Here is a 17,611-nt window from a genome sequence, read left to right on the forward strand (position 1 = left end):
TGCTTCCTGGGGTCGGCAGGGCAGGTTTCGCTATTCTTCTCGATGATCATATCCAACAAAAAAGCCGGCGGATAAAACCCGCCGGCTTTTTTATGTTGGTTGGTTTCCCGGCTTAACGCTTGGAAACCGGAACGTAGTCACGCTTGCCGGCGCCCGTGTAGAGCTGGCGCGGACGGCCGATGCGCTGCTGCGGATCCTCGATCATTTCGTTCCACTGCGCGATCCAGCCGACGGTGCGGGCCAGTGCGAACAGCACGGTAAACATGGTCGTGGGGAAGCCAAGCGCCTTCAGCGTGATACCCGAATAGAAGTCGACGTTCGGGTACAGCTTCTTCTCGACGAAATAAGGATCGGAAAGAGCGATCTTTTCGAGTTCGAGCGCGACCTGCATGATCGGATCGTCGGAGTTGCCGGTGGCTTCCAGCACTTCGTACATCGTCTTCTGCATGATCTTGGCGCGCGGGTCGTAGTTCTTGTACACGCGGTGGCCAAAGCCCATCAGGCGGAACGGATCGTTCTTGTCCTTGGCGCGGGCAATATATTCCGGAATGCGGTCAACCGTGCCGATTTCGTTGAGCATGTTGAGCGCCGCTTCGTTGGCGCCGCCATGTGCCGGACCCCAGAGGCAGGCGATGCCCGCTGCAATACAGGCGAACGGGTTTGCACCCGACGAACCGGCAAGACGCACCGTGGAGGTGGAAGCGTTCTGCTCGTGATCCGCATGCAGGATGAAGATGCGGTCCATGGCACGGGCCAGAACCGGATCGACCTTGTACTCTTCGCAAGGCACGGCAAAGCACATGTGCAGGAAGTTGGAAGCGTAATCGAGGTCGTTCTTCGGGTAAACGAAGGGCTGGCCGATATGGTACTTGTAGGCCATGGCGGCGATCGTCGGCATTTTCGCGATCATCCGCAGCGAAGCGACCATGCGCTGGTGCGGATCCGTAATGTCGGTCGAGTCGTGATAGAAGGCCGAGAGCGCGCCGACCGTGCCGCACATGACAGCCATCGGATGTGCGTCGCGACGGTAGCCGGTGAAGAAGCGGCTCATCTGCTCGTGCACCATGGTGTGGCGCGTTACGCGGGTGTCGAAGTCCTTCTTCTGCGCAGCCGTCGGCAATTCGCCGTAAAGCAGCAGATAGCAGGTTTCCAGGAAGTCGCCCTGTTCGGCAAGCTGCTCAATGGGGAAGCCGCGGTGCAGAAGAACGCCTTCGTCACCATCGATATAGGTGATCTTGGATTCGCAGGAGGCTGTCGAGGTGAAGCCGGGGTCGTAGGTGAAGGAGCCCGTGTGCTTGTACAGCGTGGCGATATCGACGACGCTTGGTCCAATCGTGCCTTCCCTGACCGGGAGTTCGACCTGTTTTTCGCCAAGTGTCACTGTAGCGCTTTTTTCCGTCATACTGATCCTCCGAAAACATGCGGGTGGGGGCGTTGAGATACGCCCCGCGGTTAAGCGTCTACCGATTAGCTATATGATCCTTGCGCGGATGCCAAGCTATCCAAAGGTCAAATTGTGCATTGCGGCAAACGCAATCGCGTTGCTTCAGGCTTTCCCGGCAGCAGCAATTCAATCTCGGTCAACGCATCGTTAAAGTAAAGGATTGCAATCCCCAGCGCTGGTCTGCAAACCTGTTTTTGGTGCGGCAAGGGGCGGTGGGGATTGCTCGGTCAAGGGGAAAAACAGCATTTCGAATATGCTAAAACGATGCAGGGAGACTTGCCCGGCACGCGGGAAATTCTGTTTCCTCTCCGCCGAAGCAGTGATGCGGCAACATATGACACTCCCGCCATTATTCCCGAGATTAACCGCAACACTACCTTGGCCGAAAAAATCGCCACGTGCCTGGCCGAGGAGCGCGCATTCGGCCACGATTTTCTTTTCATTCCCGTTTCCATCGGCTGCGGCGCGGTACTCTGGTTTTCTCTAGATGCCACGCCTTCCCCGGTCGTTTTGATTGCCACATTTCTTTTTGTCGCCGTTCTGGCGCTCTTTGTGAGATACAAGGCTGGCATTGCGGCGGCGGTTTGCGGCCCCTTCGCTTTTCTATTGCTCGGCATGCTTCTGGCAGATTTCGAAACCCGACGGGTAGGGACCGTGGTGCTGGATACCCCCGTGACCACCACCATCACCGGCACCGTGGCGCGCCGGGAGGTCGATGCACGCGGCTACTGGCGATATGTCGTCGATCTGACCGCAACAGCGGACCCGACATTGTCGCGTCCGCCGCAGAGGATATCAGTGCTTTCGCGTGGCGGAGGCGAGCCGATCGCACTCGGCGCAACCCTTCGCGGCAAGGTCCGCCTCTCGCCGCCGTCCGGCCCGGCCTTGCCGGGACTGAACGACTTCGCCTTCACGTCCTATTTCAAAGGCATAGGCGCGACCGGTTTCTTTTATAAATCACCGGATGCGCTTGTATCACCCGTTGGTGACGCAAGGCCTGAAAAGGGTTGGTTGGAATGGGCCGATATGCGGCTTTACGGCCTTCGCAGCGCAATTGCCGAACGCATCCGCACCACCATCGGCGGTGATGCCGGAGCCTTCGCCGCCTCCATCATCACCGATGAGAGACAGGCCATATCGGCGGAGACGATGGAGGCGTTGCGGCTCTCCGGCCTTGCCCATATCGTTGCCATATCCGGGCTCAACATGGCACTGGCCTCCGGCATATTCTTTGTTGGCCTGAGACTGGCCTTCAGCCTGTTTCCCGCCTTTGCGCAGCGCTGGCCGGTCAAGAAGATCGCGGCTTTCGCGGCACTGCTGATGACGCTTGCCTATTATCTGATTTCCGGTTTTGCCGTTTCCGCCGAGCGTGCCTGGCTGATGATGTCTGTGATGCTGATCGCGGTCCTTTTCGATCAACCATCACTCAGCCTCAGAAACGTAGCCATTTCCGCCCTGATCATTCTGGCTTTCTCGCCCTCGGAAATCATGGGTCCGAGTTTTCAGATGTCATTTGCGGCCACCATAGCGCTTGTTTCCGCCTATGCCTTCTGGAGCCGTTGGCGCACGGACCGCGAACGGCTGTTCATCGGGCGCAAGCCCGCATGGCTGAAGGTGGCGGAAATGATGGGCGCGGTCATTGGCGGCGTTATCACGACGTCGCTGATCGGGGGCCTTTCTACGGCGATCTATTCGGCCGAACATTTTCACCGTGTCACCACCTATGGACTGTTCGCCAATCTGGCTGCAATGCCGCTCATGTCGCTGATCGTCATGCCATTCGCTCTTCTCGCCATGCTGCTGATGCCCTTCGGGCTCGACGCGCCGTTCCTGAAGATCATGGGTTATGGCATGGCACTCGTCATCGAGGTTGCAAACGAGGTGGCCTCCTGGGGCGGCAGCGCAGCGACTGGGCGTCCGCATGGCTGGTTTATCGGTTTGGCTTCGGTGGGTTTCCTGCTGCTGACATTGCTGCGCAGCCGGCTTGCGCTTCTTGGCATCCCGTTTCTGCTCTTGGCCTTCGGCGTGTCGGCAGTTACGGCCTATCGTGATCTGCCGGATCTATTGATTCACGAGGACGGCGAATTGGTGGCACTCCTGGAGGACGGCAAGGTCTCAACCACAAAAGCCCGTCCGCAGAGCTTCGTTTACGGCCAGTGGCAAAGGGCGCTGCTGCTGCCGGAAAAAACCGTGCCGCCGGGTTTTATAAATGGCGAGAGCACGGCAAATACTGCTGGTTCTGACTCGAGATCGAAACTGTCGCCCAAAGACATGGCTGTGGTGGTACGCGAGATGACGGCGGCGCTCAAAGACGCCAAAGCTGGCGTCTTCACCTGCAGGAAAGACATATGGTGCGTAGCGAGCGCCGCGAGCGGAGAATGGATCGTCGTTCTGGAAGATGGCCGCTTCGCCGGAAAAGCCTGCGATATTGCCGATATCGTCGTTGTTTCCCGCAGAACCTCTTTTTCGCAGTGCCGCTCGGGTGCACTCCTGCTCAGCCGTGACATCTTGCGGCGTCTCGGTTCTGTGGAAATAGATTTTGCTGACAAGAGGGAGGAGGGTGTGGCGAGCGGGCTGCGCGCCGCAATCGCCGGAACGGACAGGCCCTGGAGCCAGCACCGTTATTACGACTGGAAAAGCGGACGTTTCGACCGTGATCTGCCGCAGCCCATCATCCGGCTGCTGGCGGCGTCGCAATGACTGCCGCCAGCATGGATCAACGGGTCTTGGCGCGCAAATCTTCAGTCAATTCGCCGATCTCGCCAACTTCCTCTTCATGACCAGCGTCGCGCCAGCTCTCCTTCAAACCGGCCTCGTACCATTCTTGCATGGCAGGCAGGGTGAGCAGCCGGTCGCAATAGGCTTTCGCTGCTGGCGAAAGATCCGCACTGCCATAGGTCTGGAAACGGAATGCAACCGGGCAGAAGAAAGCATCGACCGCCGTGAACTTTTGACCGGCAAGATATGGCCCGCCGAATTTTGTGAGACCCTCGCTCCACAACGCATCGATCCGCTTTATATCGGCTTTAAGCCCGGCATCGCCGCCCCTGGGTTTGACCCGAATGCCCACCGACATGGGATAGAGATTGCGCAGCGAGGAAAAGCCGGCATGCATCTCACTTGCGGCCGAACGCGACCAGGCCCTGGCATGCTTGTCGCTTGCCCAGACACCCTGGTGTCTTTCAGCAAGATATTCGACGATCGAAAGCGTTTCCCAAACCGTCATACCCTCATCGACCAGGCAGGGCACCTTGCCCGTCGGCGAAAAGGAGGAGAAGGAGACGCCTTCGCCGAACGGAATGAGCTTTTCATCAAAGGCGATACCGAGCGTGCGCATCAATACCCACGGCCGTAGCGACCATGAAGAATAGTTCTTGTTGGCTATATAAAGATCGTACATGGCGTATCTCCCGGATATGACGCGTATTTCTACACCTGCCAAGCGTTCACGGAATATCGAAAATTATCCATGGCTCCCATAAACGCCGTTGATGAATGGTGATGTGGGGTCGCCGAGAGCGCGCCTTGCGATAAGTCACCCTTTGGTGACGACTAAAACTGACTGCGCAACACGACAGAACAACGTCGCTAAAAAACAGCGGATGTGATCGCTTCGACAATTACAGCGAGCAGCCCATTCGCTACCACGCCTGTAGCGAAACCGAAGCATCTTTATGGAGCAGGAACTCAGTTTAGAAAGGGCAACGCGCATAGGCTGAATGGCGCATATGTTCGTGCACCCGCAAAAGCACGCCACGTTTGGAAACAGCCAAACCCGATATAGGCGCCATCTTCACGATGACGCCTATCGTAAAGCGAATACGTTCGGTTCGATAAGATCAATGGTAGCGGCGGATCAGCCCAACCAGCTTGCCCTGAATTTTCACCCGGTCGGGCCCGAAGATACGGGTCTCATAGGCTGGGTTTGCCGCCTCGAGCGCAATGGAGGCTCCCTTGCGGCGGAAGCGCTTCAGCGTGGCTTCTTCGTCATCCACCAGAGCCACAACGATATCCCCGGGATTGGCAGTGTTGCCGTTGCGGATGATGACTGTGTCGCCGTCGAAAATGCCGGCCTCGATCATCGAATCACCCTTGACCTCAAGCGCGTAATGTTCGCCCGTGCCAAGCATGTCTACTGGCACTGCCACATCATGGGTGTTGTTCTGTATGGCGGAAATCGGCACGCCCGCAGCGATGCGGCCCATGACCGGCACGGTGACAGCCCCGCCCAGATCATTGGCCGGCGTCTTGGGGGCAGGGGCCGGTTCCGGCGTCTTGGGCTTGCCAAGGCTGCCTTCGATAACGCTTGGCGAAAAGCCGCGCTGCGGCCTTGCACCCGGCGTATAAGCCTCGGGCAGCTTGATGACTTCCAGCGCCCGAGCTCTATTCGGTAGCCGACGAATGAACCCGCGCTCTTCGAGAGCGGTTATCAGGCGGTGGATGCCGGATTTCGAAGCAAGATCGAGTGCGTCCTTCATTTCATCGAAGGAGGGCGGCACGCCGGACTCTTTCATTCGTTCATGAATGAAGAGAAGCAATTCCTGCTGTTTGCGCGTGAGCATGAGGAAAACACCCTTTAGAATCGTAGTGGAAGTCGCGAAACAAATACAGAACGAACACTATATGTTCCATATGTGTTCTGCAATCCCCTAAAATTTCGTGAAGGTGCCATCTGTTGCTGTGATGATTTGCCTCATAGCACGCAATTGTGCTTTTGTGCGGTCGAAACCGTCCCGGCATGCTCCGGGCGGAAGGCCAGCAGGATACATGTCATGACGAAACCCTATAGCGTTGACCATCTCGTTTTGCCCGTGGAAGTCATAGGCGTCTCCGTGAAGCGCCTCGTCAGTCTTGGCTTTACGGTTGCGCCGGAGGCTCTGCATCCTTTCGGCACCCAAAATGCCTGCGTATTTTTCGCCGATGGCACCTATCTGGAGCCGCTCGCAATTGCTGATCCGGCTAAATATAATGCCTCAATAGAGAGGGGTGATGTGTTCACCGGCAGGGATGTGGCCTTCCGGCAACGGGACGGGCAGGAGGGTTTTTCGGCTCTTGTCGCCAGGACTGAAGACGCCTTGGTTGACCATGAGCGGTTTCGGGCAGCCGGCCTTTCGGCGGGCGATGTTTTCGAGTTTTCGCGGCCTGTTCGGATGCCGGATGGCTCGCAAGGCGAGGCGGCGTTCCGGCTTGCTTTTGCGGCAAGCGGGGCGGCCGCGGATTTCTTTTTGTTCAGTTGTCAACGGCTTTAAGCCCTTCCGGGCGATCGCACCATGCTGGAGCGCCACGCCAATGGTGTCACCGGCCTCAGTGAAATCGTCCTGTTTTCCGGCGGCAATATGGAGGTGGCGGGCCTGATCGAGACAGTGTTTGCCTGTGAAGACAAAAGGTCTCCGGGCGGTGATATGGTTTTTGCGACCGGCAATGCCAGCATCAGATTGACCGGAAAACCGCCTTTCGGCGGGCAGGCCCTGAATGCTCAGGACGGCAACGAAGGAGGATTGCGCGGCGCGGGCATCGTCTTTTCGTCACACGATCTTGCCGTGACAGAGGCGGTGCTTGCTGCTAATGGCGTGTCCTGCGCAAAAGCGGACGGCCGTCTGGTGGTGCCCGCGGCACCCGGTCAGGGCGTTGCCTTCGCCTTCGAGGAAAAATGATGAGCGTTACGAACAATCTTAAAGTCACTGCCGGCGACGGCGCCAGCAAGGTTTCCTTCTCGAATACCGAGCGGTTTTCGCTGATTGCCGGTCCGTGCCAGATGGAAAGCCGCGAACATGCCTTCATGATCGCTGGCGTCCTGAAGGAGCTTTGCGACAAGCTGGGAATAGGGCTTGTCTACAAGTCCTCTTTCGACAAGGCGAACCGCACTTCGCTTTCCGGAAAACGCGGCATCGGCCTGGATAACGCGATGCAGGTTTTTGCCGATCTCAAGAAGGAATTCGGTTTTCCTGTTCTGACCGACATCCACACGGAAGAGCAATGCGCCGTCGTTTCCGAGGTGGTGGACGTGCTGCAGATTCCGGCGTTCCTCAGCCGCCAGACCGATCTTCTCGTTGCTGCCGCCAAGACCGGCCGCGTCATCAACGTCAAGAAAGGCCAGTTTCTGGCGCCCTGGGACATGAAGAACGTGCTTGCCAAGCTTAATGAGAGCGGCAATCCTAATGTGATGTTGTGCGAGCGCGGCGCGTCCTTCGGTTACAACACGCTGGTTTCCGACATGCGCTCGTTGCCGATCATGGCAGCGCTCGGCGCACCTGTCGTGTTCGATGCCACCCATTCGGTGCAGCAACCGGGCGGGCAGGGCGGTTCCACCGGCGGACAGCGCGAATTCGTCGAGACTTTGGCGCGTGCGGCCGTTGCGGTTGGCGTGGCTGGTCTCTTCATCGAGACCCATGAGGATCCGGACAATGCGCCGTCAGACGGCCCTAACATGGTCCACCTGAAGGACATGCCGAAACTGCTCGAAAAGCTTCTGGCTTTCGACGCGATTACGAAAGCCTGATCGGCTGACCGTTACAGCGGGCACTTTTGTGCCAATCGATTTTAATGGCGGGCGGGCTGTTTCCGCCGTCCGCCGTCATTGTAATTTCTTCGCCATCGTCTAAGACAGGCGACGGAAAATATCTGTTCCATTCCCAAGGGAGAGACCATGACTGCCATTACCGATATCATCGCGCGCGAAATTCTCGACAGCCGCGGCAATCCGACCGTTGAAGTCGACGTTTATCTCGAAGACGGCTCCATGGGCCGTGCCGCCGTTCCCTCCGGCGCCTCCACCGGCGCGCATGAGGCGGTTGAGCTGCGCGATGGCGGCAAGCGTTATCTCGGCAAGGGCGTGGAAAAGGCGGTCGAAGCCGTCAATACGGAAATCTTCGACGCGATTGGCGGTTTCGACGCTGAAAACCAGATCCAGATCGACCAGATGATGATCGCGCTCGACGGCACGCCGAACAAGTCGCGCATCGGCGCCAACGCCATCCTCGGCGTGTCGCTCGCCGTTGCGAAGGCTGCCGCTGAAGCCTCCGGCCTGCCGCTTTACCGTTATGTCGGCGGCCCGAACGCGCATCTGCTGCCGGTTCCGATGATGAACATCATCAACGGCGGCGCGCATGCCGATAACCCCATCGACTTCCAGGAATTCATGATCCTGCCGGTCGGCGCAGAAAATATTCGCGAAGCCGTGCGCATGGGCTCCGAAGTCTTCCATACGCTGAAAAAAGAACTGTCCGCACAGGGCCACAACACCAATGTCGGCGATGAGGGCGGTTTTGCACCGGGTCTCGAAAGCGCGCCGGCAGCACTCGATTTCATCATGAAGTCGATCGAAAAGGCTGGCTACCGTCCGGGCGACGACATGTTCATCGGTCTCGACTGTGCGGCGACCGAATTCTTCAAGAACGGCAATTACGTTTATGAAGGCGAAGGCAAGACCCGTTCGCCGATCGAGCAGGCCGAATACCTGGCCGAGCTCGTGGCGAAATATCCGATCATCTCCGTCGAAGACGGCATGGCTGAAGACGACTGGGATGGCTGGAAGGCGCTGACCGATCTCATTGGCAACAAGTGCCAGCTGGTGGGCGACGATCTTTTCGTCACCAACTCCGCCCGCCTTCGCGACGGTATCAAGATGGGTGTCGCCAACTCCATCCTCGTCAAGGTCAACCAGATCGGTTCGCTTTCCGAGACGCTGGACGCAGTCGAAACCGCGCACAAGGCAGGTTACACCGCCGTCATGTCGCACCGTTCGGGCGAAACGGAAGATTCCACCATCGCCGATCTCGCGGTCGCAACCAACTGCGGTCAGATCAAGACCGGCTCGCTTGCCCGTTCCGACCGGCTCGCAAAGTACAACCAGCTTATCCGCATTGAAGAGATGCTGGGCCCGCAGGCTGCTTACGCCGGCCGTTCGATCCTGCGCGGATAATCCGCGTTCGGGTTTCGCGAGATGGCCCGCCGCCTGGCGGGCCAGTATCAGGGATGGGCGGTTTATCCGCACTGCTCACTCCCGAGTTGATCCGGGGTTCAGTCAGCCCAGGTCCCTGGGTTGAAAGGACTCTTTTCACGGCGAAGACGCGCTGTGGCTTGATGCCGGATCACGCTCGGCATAACGAACTCTCTCTGATATCGTCGTCATTATTAGCCCGCCTCTGGCGGGCTTTTTTGCGTCTATCAGCCACGCGGAATTTAAGGTCAACGGATAGTTAAACAATCCGCATTAGTCTCGAGACTCACATTATGCGTTTTAAGGCTTCTCTCCGGCATGTGGACCAGACATCATAAAAAGAGACGATTCGGCCGTTTGATCGTTCCGGCCATTACGATCGCTTTTCTTTCCTATTTCGGGTATCATTCCATCCACGGCGACTTCGGCCTTCAGGCGACGGAGCGGCTGGAGCGGCAGCGTATTGCCAGAACGGCAGAGCTTGCCAAGCTGACGCAGGCGCGCGTTGCGCTGGAGCGGCAGGTCGAATTATTGAGCGACGGTTCTCTCGAACGTGACATGATTGACGAGATTTCCCGTTATCAGTTGAATATGTCCCGTACGGACGAAATTGTCATCATGAATACCTACTTCTAATTAACCGAAATCAAGTTAATTAATGATTTGTGATTTATTCACAGCACTTTAGCGTGAATATGTGCCATGCGTTTAAAGCATTGCTGCATGGCATTTTCTTGCATATGGTACGCGCCAATCTATCCATTCAAACGGCAACTCAGGGAGGGATGAATGGCGCCGCGAAAAACCGCGTCCGTATCCGGCCGAAAGACAACGGCAAAGGCTGCAGGCGAATTCACCGGTAAGAACAGCCCGGACTTTTCGAAGGAAGAAGAGCTTCACGCCTATCGTGAGATGCTTCTCATCCGTCGCTTCGAGGAAAAGGCCGGCCAGCTTTACGGCATGGGCTTCATCGGTGGTTTCTGTCACCTCTACATCGGTCAGGAAGCCGTTGTTGTCGGCATGCAGATGTCTCAGAAGGAAGGCGATCAGGTCATCACCGCTTACCGTGACCACGGCCATATGTTGGCTCTGGGCATGAGCGCGCGTGGCGTCATGGCCGAATTGACCGGTCGCAAGGGCGGCCTGTCGAAAGGCAAGGGCGGCTCGATGCACATGTTCTCCAAGGAGAAGCATTTCTACGGCGGTCACGGCATCGTCGGTGCGCAGGTTTCGCTCGGAACCGGTCTTGCCTTCGCCAATAAATATCGCGGCAATGACAATGTCTCCGTGACATATTTCGGTGACGGCGCCGCCAACCAGGGTCAGGTCTACGAGAGCTTCAACATGGCCGCTCTCTGGAAACTGCCGATCATCTATATCGTTGAAAACAACCGTTACGCCATGGGCACCTCGACCGCCCGCGCCACCGCCCAGTCGAACTATTCGCTGCGCGGCCAGTCCTTCGGCATTCCCGGCATCCAGGTGGATGGCATGGATGTGCGCGCCGTAAAGGCCGCCGCCGATCAGGCGCTGGAACATTGCCGCTCCGGCAAGGGTCCGATCATTCTGGAAATGCTGACCTACCGTTACCGTGGTCACTCCATGTCCGACCCGGCGAAATACCGTTCGAAAGACGAAGTGCAGAAGATGCGCTCCGAACATGACCCGATTGAGCAGGTCAAGGCACGGCTTCTGGAGCAGGGCTGGGCAAGCGAAGACGAGTTGAAGGCCATCGACAAGGATGTCCGTGATATTGTCGCCGATAGCGCAGACTTCGCCCAGAACGACCCAGAGCCGGATGTATCCGAGCTCTACACCGACATTCTGCTCTGATCGGGAAAGGGAAACCCATGCCAGTAGAAATTCTTATGCCCGCCCTTTCCCCGACCATGGAGGAAGGCACGCTTTCCAAATGGCTTAAAAAGGAAGGCGACAAGGTCACATCCGGCGACGTGATTGCCGAGATCGAGACCGACAAGGCGACCATGGAAGTGGAAGCTGTGGATGAAGGTGTTATCGGCAAGCTGCTGATCGACGCCGGCACCGAAGGCGTCAAGGTCAACACGCCGATCGCCGTTCTCATCCAGGAAGGCGAAAGCGCTGCCGACATTTCTTCTTCTGCCAAGAAGGAAGAGCCGAAGGCTGAAGCTGCAAATTCCGATTCGGATGCCGCAGGCGGCAAGACCCGCGAAGCATCCGAGGAGCCGAGCGCTGCCAAGGAAGCCGCAAAGGTTCCGGCAGCACCTAAGATCGAAGTCGCTGCCGATCCGGATATTCCTGAAGGCACGGAAATGGTGATGACGACGGTGCGTGAAGCGCTGCGCGACGCCATGGCCGAAGAAATGCGCGCCGACGAAAAAGTCTTCGTCATGGGTGAGGAAGTCGCCGAATATCAGGGCGCTTACAAGATTACCCAAGGCTTGTTGCAGGAATTCGGCGAGCGCCGCGTCATCGACACCCCGATCACCGAGCACGGTTTTGCCGGTATCGGCGTCGGTGCGGCAATGACGGGCCTGCGGCCCATCGTCGAATTCATGACCTTCAACTTCGCCATGCAGGCGATCGACCAGATCGTCAACTCGGCTGCGAAGACGCTTTACATGTCGGGCGGCCAGATGGGTGCGCCGATGGTGTTCCGTGGCCCCTCGGGTGCTGCTGCCCGCGTTGGCGCTCAGCATTCGCAATGTTACGCCGCATGGTACAGCCATATTCCGGGCCTCAAGGTCGTCATGCCCTACACGGCAGCGGACGCCAAGGGTCTCCTGAAGGCAGCCATCCGTGACCCGAACCCGGTCATCTTCCTTGAGAACGAAATTCTCTACGGCCAGAGCTTCGAAGTGCCGAAGCTCGACGATTTCGTGCTGCCGATCGGCAAGGCGCGCATTCACCGCAAGGGCAAGGATGCGACGATCGTTTCCTTCGGCATCGGCATGACCTACGCAATCAAGGCTGTTGCGGAACTCGAAAAGCTCGGCATCGACGTCGAACTGATCGACCTTCGCACCATCCGTCCGATGGACCTGCCCACGGTCATCGAATCGGTCAAGAAGACCGGTCGTCTGGTCACCGTCGAGGAAGGCTTCCCGCAGTCATCGGTTGGTGACTTCATCGCCAATCAGGTCATGCGTGCCGCTTTCGACTATCTCGATGCGCCGATCCTGACGATTGCCGGCAAAGACGTTCCGATGCCTTACGCGGCAAACCTCGAAAAGCTGGCTTTGCCGAACGTCGATGAAGTCGTTCAGGCTGTCAAAACCGTCTGCTACAAGTAAGGGGAGGCGTTTCGATGCCGATAAACATCACCATGCCTGCCCTTTCTCCCACCATGGAAGAGGGCAATCTGGCCAAGTGGCTGGTCAAGGAAGGCGACAAGGTCGCACCCGGTGACGTGATCGCCGAGATCGAGACCGACAAGGCAACCATGGAAGTGGAAGCCGTCGATGAGGGCACGGTCGCCAAGCTCGTGGTTCCCGCAGGCACGGAAGCGGTCAAGGTCAACGCCCTGATCGCTATCCTCGCCGCCGATGGCGAGGATGTGGCTGAGGCAGCAAAGGGCGGCAATGCTGCTCCTGCCGCGTCCCAGGCCAAAGCCGAGGCTCCGAAGCAAGAAGCTGTGAAGGCCGAAGCGCCAAAGGAAGAAGCTGCGCCAGCCAAGGCTGAAAAGCCAGTTGCCGACCAGTCCTCCGCACCTTCCACCCCGGCCCCGGTTGCAAAATCCGGCGAGCGCATCTTCGCTTCGCCGCTTGCCCGTCGTCTCGCCAAGGAAGCCGGTCTCGACCTCACGGCCGTGTCCGGTTCCGGCCCGCATGGCCGTATCGTCAAGACTGACGTGGAAAAGGCTGCCGCTTCTGGTGGTGCGAAGGCTGCTCCTGCCGCCGCAGCATCCGCAGGCGCACCAGCTGCCGCACTTGCCAAGGGCCCGTCCGAAGAAGCTGTTCTCAAGCTGTTCGAACCCGGTTCTTACGAACTGGTGCCGCATGACGGCATGCGCAAGGTCATCGCCAAGCGTCTGGTCGAATCCAAGCAGACCGTTCCGCATTTCTACGTTTCCGTGGATTGCGAACTGGATACGCTTCTGGCGCTGCGCGCCCAGCTCAACGCCGCCGCTCCCGAAAAGGACGGCAAGCCCGCCTACAAGCTTTCGGTCAACGACATGGTCATCAAGGCGCTGGCTCTCGCGCTGCGCGATGTGCCTGATGCCAACGTCTCCTGGACGGAAAGCAACATGGTCAAGCACAAGCATTCGGATGTCGGCGTTGCCGTTTCCATTCCGGGTGGCCTGATCACGCCTATCATCCGCAAGGCGGAAGAGAAGTCGCTCTCCACCATCTCCAACGAGATGAAGGACTACGGCAAGCGTGCCAAGGAGCGCAAGCTGAAGCCCGAGGAGTATCAGGGCGGCACGACGGCCGTGTCCAACATGGGCATGATGGGCGTCAAGAGCTTCTCCGCCGTCATCAACCCGCCGCATGCCACCATTCTGGCAGTCGGCGCGGGCGAACAGCGTGCTGTCGTGAAGAACGGCGAGATCAAGATCGCCAATGTCATGACGGTTACGCTCTCTACCGACCACCGTTGCGTCGATGGCGCGCTCGGAGCCGAGCTGATCGGCGCCTTCAAGCGCTATATCGAAAACCCGATGGGCATGCTGGTTTGATCGGAGAGTGAGATGGTGAAGTCGGTCCTCTGCTTTGGCGATTCCCTGACATGGGGATCAGATGCGGAAACGGGTGGCCGGCACAGCCATGACGATCTTTGGCCGAGCGTCTTGCAAAAGGCGCTCGGGCCTGATGTGAAGGTGATTCACGAAGGGCTGGGTGGACGAACCACCGCCTATGATGATCATACCGCTGATTGCGATCGCAACGGCGCAAGGCTCTTGCCGACGCTTCTGCACAGCCACGCGCCGCTTGATCTGGTCATCATCATGCTCGGCACCAACGACTTGAAACCGTCGATTCATGGCTCGGCGATCGTCGCGATGAAGGGTGTGGAGCGGCTGGTCAAACTGGTGCGCAACCATGTCTGGCAGGTGCCGGACTGGGAAGCGCCGGATGTTCTGATCGTCGCGCCGCCGCAACTGTGCGAAACGGCCAACCCCGTGATGGGCGCTATCTTTCGCGATGCGATCGATGAATCGGCGATGCTCGCCCCGGTCTACCGGGATTTGGCCGACGATCTCGATTGCGGATTTTTCGATGCGGGATCAGTTGCCCGCACGACGCCCGTAGACGGCGTTCATCTCGATGCTGAAAACACGCGGGCTATCGGGCGCGGGCTGGAGCCCGTCGTTCGCATGATGCTCGGACTTTGACAACAATTCTCGTTTCGGAACGGCATGCCGTGACCCGATAGGACAAGGCAGGATACCTATGGCTCAATCTTATGACGTCATCATCATCGGTTCGGGACCGGGCGGTTATATTGCCGCGATTCGCGCAGCCCAGCTCGGCATGAAGGTTGCCGTGGTCGAGCGCGAGCACCTTGCAGGCATCTGCTCCAACTGGGGCTGCATTCCCACCAAGGCGCTGCTGCGTACTGCCGATGTCTTGCATACGGCTCAGCACGCCAAGGATTACGGCCTGACGCTCGAAGGCTCGATCAAGCCTGATGTCAAGGCGATCGTTGATCGTTCGCGCGGCATCGCGCACCGCATGAACAACGGCGTCGGCTTCCTGTTCAAGAAGAACAAGGTCGATATCATCTGGGGCGAGGCCAAGATCACCAAGCCCGGTGAAATCGTAGTTTCCAAGACCCAGAAGAAGCCCGTCGAACCGATGGGCCCGGTTCCGAAGAACACGCTGGGCGAGGGCACCTATACCGCCAAGCACATCATCGTCGCCACAGGCGCCCGCCCGCGCGCGCTTCCAGGCATCGAACCGGATGGCAAGCTGATCTGGACCTATTTCGAGGCAATGAAGCCGGAAGAACTGCCGAAGTCGCTGCTCGTCATGGGTTCCGGCGCCATCGGCATCGAATTCGCCAGCTTCTACCGCACCATGGGTGTCGACGTTACCGTCGTTGAAATCATGAGCCAGGTGATGCCGGTCGAAGATGCGGAGATATCTGCCTTCGCCAAGAAGCAGCTGGAGAAGCAGGGCATCAAGTTCCATCTGGAAACCAAGGTTGCCAAGGTCGAGAAGGCTGCTAATTCGGTTACTGCGACGCTCGAGAAGAAGGACGGTTCGTCCGAGAAGATCACCGCTGACCGGATGATTTCGGCTGTCGGCGTCGTCGCCAACATCGAAGGCATCGGCCTTGAGGCCGTCGGTGTGAAGACCGATCGCGGCTTCATCGTCATCGACGGTTACGGCAAGACCAACGTGCCTGGCGTCTACGCCATCGGCGATGTCGCCGGCCCGCCGCTGCTCGCCCACAAGGCCGAGCATGAGGCCGTGATCTGCGTTGAAAAGATCGCCGGTCTGCCGAATGTTCACCCGATGGACAAGCTCAAGATCCCCGGCTGCACCTATTGCAACCCACAGGTCGCCTCTGTTGGTCTCACCGAAGCCAAGGCGAAGGAACTGGGCCGCGATATTCGCGTCGGCCGCTTCTCCTTTGCGGCCAACGGCAAGGCCGTGGCACTCGGTGAAGATCAGGGCATGGTCAAGACCATCTTCGACAAGAAGACAGGCGAGTTGATCGGCGCGCACATGGTTGGTGCGGAAGTCACCGAACTCATTCAGGGCTTCGTGGTCGCCATGAACCTCGAGACCACCGAAGAGGAACTGATGCACACGATCTTCCCGCATCCGACCATTTCCGAGTCGATGAAGGAAAGCGTGCTCGACGCCTACGGACGTGTGCTGAACGCATGAGTGCCCCGTGATGCCCGGCATTGTCTAACCGTGCCGGGTGTCCCATATGTCTCAACGCTGGTTCTATAAGGGAGCGCGGGAATGGAAAATATCGGCTGGATTGCGGCAATCATCATCGGCGGTCTTGCCGGCTGGCTCGCCGGCAAACTCATGGATATGCGTTTCGGCATCTTCATGAATATCGTTCTCGGCATCGTCGGTTCGGTGGTTGCCGTTGCGGTGCTGAGAACCTTCGACGTTTTCGTGCAGGACAGCAGGCTCGGTTATTTCGTAACGTCCTTCATCGGCGCCAGCCTGTTGTTGTTCATGGCTAAGCTGGTACGGCGCTGACTAGGCTTCGTGCCCGGAAGGGGCTTACGCTTTTTCTGGAATTGTTCTAAAGCATCGCGTCAATAAATGTGATGATCGCGGCAAGCGATAGAAACAGGTTTCTTATGGTCACTATTCTCGACAGGACTTCGTCCGAAGAAAAGCGTATCCGCCACCCGGAGAAGGCCCATCGGCCCGATACCGAAGTCATGCGCAAGCCGGAATGGATCCGCGTCAAGGCGCCGACATCCAAGGGCTACCACGAAACGCGCGAACTGGTGCGCAGTCACAAGCTGGTGACGGTGTGCGAGGAAGCCGGCTGTCCAAATATCGGCGAATGCTGGGACAAGAAACACGCGACCTTCATGATCATGGGTGAGATCTGCACCCGCGCCTGCGCCTTCTGCAACGTCGCGACCGGCAAGCCCAATGCGCTTGACATGGACGAGCCGGAAAACGTCGCCAAGGCCGTCAAGCAGATGGGCCTCAGCCACGTCGTCATTACCTCGGTCGACCGCGACGATCTTGCCGATGGCGGCGCGGAGCACTTCGAAAAGGTGATCTGGGCGATCCGCGCTGCGTCTCCCAACACCACCATCGAAATTCTGACCCCGGACTTCCTGAAAAAGCCCGGCGCGCTGGAGCGTGTCGTCGCGGCGAAGCCCGATGTTTTCAACCACAATATGGAAACCGTTCCCGGCAATTACCTCACGGTTCGCCCCGGTGCGCGTTATTTCCATTCCGTGCGCCTGTTGCAGCGCGTCAAGGAACTGGACCCCACCATGTTCACCAAATCAGGCATCATGGTCGGCCTTGGCGAAGAGCGCAACGAAGTGCTGCAGCTGATGGACGATCTGCGCAGTGCTGACGTAGACTTCCTTACGATTGGCCAGTATCTGCAGCCGACACGCAAGCACCACAAGGTTGAGGCGTATGTCACGCCGGAGGAATTCAAGTCCTATGAGACGGTCGCCTATACCAAGGGCTTCCTGATGGTCTCCTCCAGCCCGCTGACGCGTTCTTCCCACCATGCGGGCGACGATTTTGCACGCCTGCGCGCAGCCCGCGAGAAGAAGCTTCTGGCCGCTGCGGAGTAAGTGG

The 17,611-nt window shown here is 58.3% G+C and carries 14 protein-coding genes and 1 pseudogene; 12 read left to right on the forward strand and 3 right to left on the reverse strand.

Annotated features, from left to right (window positions below):
- Positions 1–112: 112 nt before the first annotated feature.
- Positions 113–1,402 (reverse strand): citrate synthase, encoded by a 1,290-nt coding sequence (gene gltA / locus ACZ5A6_RS05345; RefSeq protein WP_003496202.1) that lies wholly within the window; start codon positions 1,400–1,402, stop codon positions 113–115.
- 306 nt (positions 1,403–1,708) lie between these two features.
- Between gltA and ACZ5A6_RS05350 the strand changes: the two genes are divergently transcribed.
- Complete coding sequence (locus ACZ5A6_RS05350) at positions 1,709–4,144, forward strand: ComEC/Rec2 family competence protein (RefSeq protein ID WP_174061424.1); 2,436 nt, start codon at positions 1,709–1,711, stop codon at positions 4,142–4,144.
- A gap of 16 nt (positions 4,145–4,160) precedes the next feature.
- Here ACZ5A6_RS05350 and ACZ5A6_RS05355 read toward each other — a convergent pair whose 3' ends face one another.
- Positions 4,161–4,844, reverse strand: a complete 684-nt coding sequence (locus ACZ5A6_RS05355; protein WP_174061423.1) for a glutathione S-transferase family protein — start codon at positions 4,842–4,844, stop codon at positions 4,161–4,163.
- Between the two features lie 439 nt (positions 4,845–5,283).
- The gene (gene lexA / locus ACZ5A6_RS05360) at positions 5,284–6,006 is read right to left on the reverse strand and encodes a transcriptional repressor LexA (RefSeq protein ID WP_003512859.1); all 723 of its coding nucleotides are present in this window, start codon (positions 6,004–6,006) and stop codon (positions 5,284–5,286) included.
- A 210-nt stretch (positions 6,007–6,216) separates the two neighbouring features.
- On the opposite strand from lexA, the pseudogene ACZ5A6_RS05365 reads away from it, so the two are divergent.
- The 11 genes and pseudogenes from ACZ5A6_RS05365 to lipA all read left to right on the forward strand — a co-directional run bounded on the left by ACZ5A6_RS05365 (position 6,217) and on the right by lipA (position 17,607).
- Positions 6,217–7,098, forward strand: a pseudogene (locus ACZ5A6_RS05365) (VOC family protein).
- Entirely contained in the window at positions 7,098–7,943 is an 846-nt protein-coding gene (gene kdsA, locus ACZ5A6_RS05370; RefSeq protein WP_113473216.1) for a 3-deoxy-8-phosphooctulonate synthase, read from the forward strand. Before ACZ5A6_RS05365 ends, kdsA begins: the two are co-directional and overlap by 1 nt.
- A 147-nt stretch (positions 7,944–8,090) precedes the next feature.
- A complete protein-coding gene (eno, locus tag ACZ5A6_RS05375; RefSeq protein ID WP_003512870.1) occupies positions 8,091–9,365 on the forward strand; it encodes a phosphopyruvate hydratase in 1,275 nt (424 codons plus the stop codon).
- Positions 9,366–9,701: 336 nt separating this feature from the next.
- Positions 9,702–10,019: an FtsB family cell division protein gene (locus ACZ5A6_RS05380; RefSeq protein ID WP_003512872.1), complete on the forward strand. Its 318-nt coding sequence runs from the start codon at positions 9,702–9,704 to the stop codon at positions 10,017–10,019.
- Positions 10,020–10,172: 153 nt separating this feature from the next.
- On the forward strand, positions 10,173–11,216 hold the full coding sequence (pdhA, locus tag ACZ5A6_RS05385; RefSeq protein WP_003512874.1) for a pyruvate dehydrogenase (acetyl-transferring) E1 component subunit alpha: 1,044 nt from the start codon (positions 10,173–10,175) through the stop codon (positions 11,214–11,216).
- Positions 11,217–11,233: 17 nt separating this feature from the next.
- Positions 11,234–12,655 carry a pyruvate dehydrogenase complex E1 component subunit beta gene (locus tag ACZ5A6_RS05390; protein WP_003512876.1) on the forward strand — a complete coding sequence of 474 codons (1,422 nt, stop codon included), beginning with the start codon at positions 11,234–11,236 and terminating at the stop codon, positions 12,653–12,655.
- 14 nt (positions 12,656–12,669) lie between these two features.
- On the forward strand, positions 12,670–14,040 hold the full coding sequence (locus ACZ5A6_RS05395) for a pyruvate dehydrogenase complex dihydrolipoamide acetyltransferase (protein ID WP_111799048.1): 1,371 nt from the start codon (positions 12,670–12,672) through the stop codon (positions 14,038–14,040).
- Positions 14,041–14,052: 12 nt separating this feature from the next.
- On the forward strand, positions 14,053–14,697 hold the full coding sequence (locus tag ACZ5A6_RS05400; protein ID WP_003512881.1) for an SGNH/GDSL hydrolase family protein: 645 nt from the start codon (positions 14,053–14,055) through the stop codon (positions 14,695–14,697).
- A gap of 58 nt (positions 14,698–14,755) precedes the next feature.
- Positions 14,756–16,201: a dihydrolipoyl dehydrogenase gene (gene lpdA / locus ACZ5A6_RS05405; protein WP_013636031.1), complete on the forward strand. Its 1,446-nt coding sequence runs from the start codon at positions 14,756–14,758 to the stop codon at positions 16,199–16,201.
- Between the two features lie 81 nt (positions 16,202–16,282).
- On the forward strand, positions 16,283–16,531 hold the full coding sequence (locus ACZ5A6_RS05410) for a GlsB/YeaQ/YmgE family stress response membrane protein (protein ID WP_003512885.1): 249 nt from the start codon (positions 16,283–16,285) through the stop codon (positions 16,529–16,531).
- 104 nt (positions 16,532–16,635) lie between these two features.
- Complete coding sequence (gene lipA / locus ACZ5A6_RS05415; RefSeq protein WP_003512887.1) at positions 16,636–17,607, forward strand: lipoyl synthase; 972 nt, start codon at positions 16,636–16,638, stop codon at positions 17,605–17,607.
- Positions 17,608–17,611: the final 4 nt, after the last annotated feature.

The organism is Agrobacterium sp. 6Ca8, from assembly GCF_055382765.1.

Excerpts from the sequence above, each read along its gene's own strand:
- gltA (WP_003496202.1), bottom strand. The coding sequence starts at position 1,402 with ATGACGGAAAAAAGCGCTACAGTGACACTTGGCGAAAAACAGGTCGAA.
- ACZ5A6_RS05350 (WP_174061424.1), top strand. The coding sequence starts at position 1,709 with ATGCAGGGAGACTTGCCCGGCACGCGGGAAATTCTGTTTCCTCTCCGC.
- ACZ5A6_RS05355 (WP_174061423.1), bottom strand. The coding sequence starts at position 4,844 with ATGTACGATCTTTATATAGCCAACAAGAACTATTCTTCATGGTCGCTA.
- lexA (WP_003512859.1), bottom strand. The coding sequence starts at position 6,006 with ATGCTCACGCGCAAACAGCAGGAATTGCTTCTCTTCATTCATGAACGA.
- kdsA (WP_113473216.1), top strand. The coding sequence starts at position 7,098 with ATGAGCGTTACGAACAATCTTAAAGTCACTGCCGGCGACGGCGCCAGC.
- eno (WP_003512870.1), top strand. The coding sequence starts at position 8,091 with ATGACTGCCATTACCGATATCATCGCGCGCGAAATTCTCGACAGCCGC.
- ACZ5A6_RS05380 (WP_003512872.1), top strand. The coding sequence starts at position 9,702 with ATGTGGACCAGACATCATAAAAAGAGACGATTCGGCCGTTTGATCGTT.
- pdhA (WP_003512874.1), top strand. The coding sequence starts at position 10,173 with ATGGCGCCGCGAAAAACCGCGTCCGTATCCGGCCGAAAGACAACGGCA.
- ACZ5A6_RS05390 (WP_003512876.1), top strand. The coding sequence starts at position 11,234 with ATGCCAGTAGAAATTCTTATGCCCGCCCTTTCCCCGACCATGGAGGAA.
- ACZ5A6_RS05395 (WP_111799048.1), top strand. The coding sequence starts at position 12,670 with ATGCCGATAAACATCACCATGCCTGCCCTTTCTCCCACCATGGAAGAG.
- ACZ5A6_RS05400 (WP_003512881.1), top strand. The coding sequence starts at position 14,053 with ATGGTGAAGTCGGTCCTCTGCTTTGGCGATTCCCTGACATGGGGATCA.
- lpdA (WP_013636031.1), top strand. The coding sequence starts at position 14,756 with ATGGCTCAATCTTATGACGTCATCATCATCGGTTCGGGACCGGGCGGT.
- ACZ5A6_RS05410 (WP_003512885.1), top strand. The coding sequence starts at position 16,283 with ATGGAAAATATCGGCTGGATTGCGGCAATCATCATCGGCGGTCTTGCC.
- lipA (WP_003512887.1), top strand. The coding sequence starts at position 16,636 with ATGGTCACTATTCTCGACAGGACTTCGTCCGAAGAAAAGCGTATCCGC.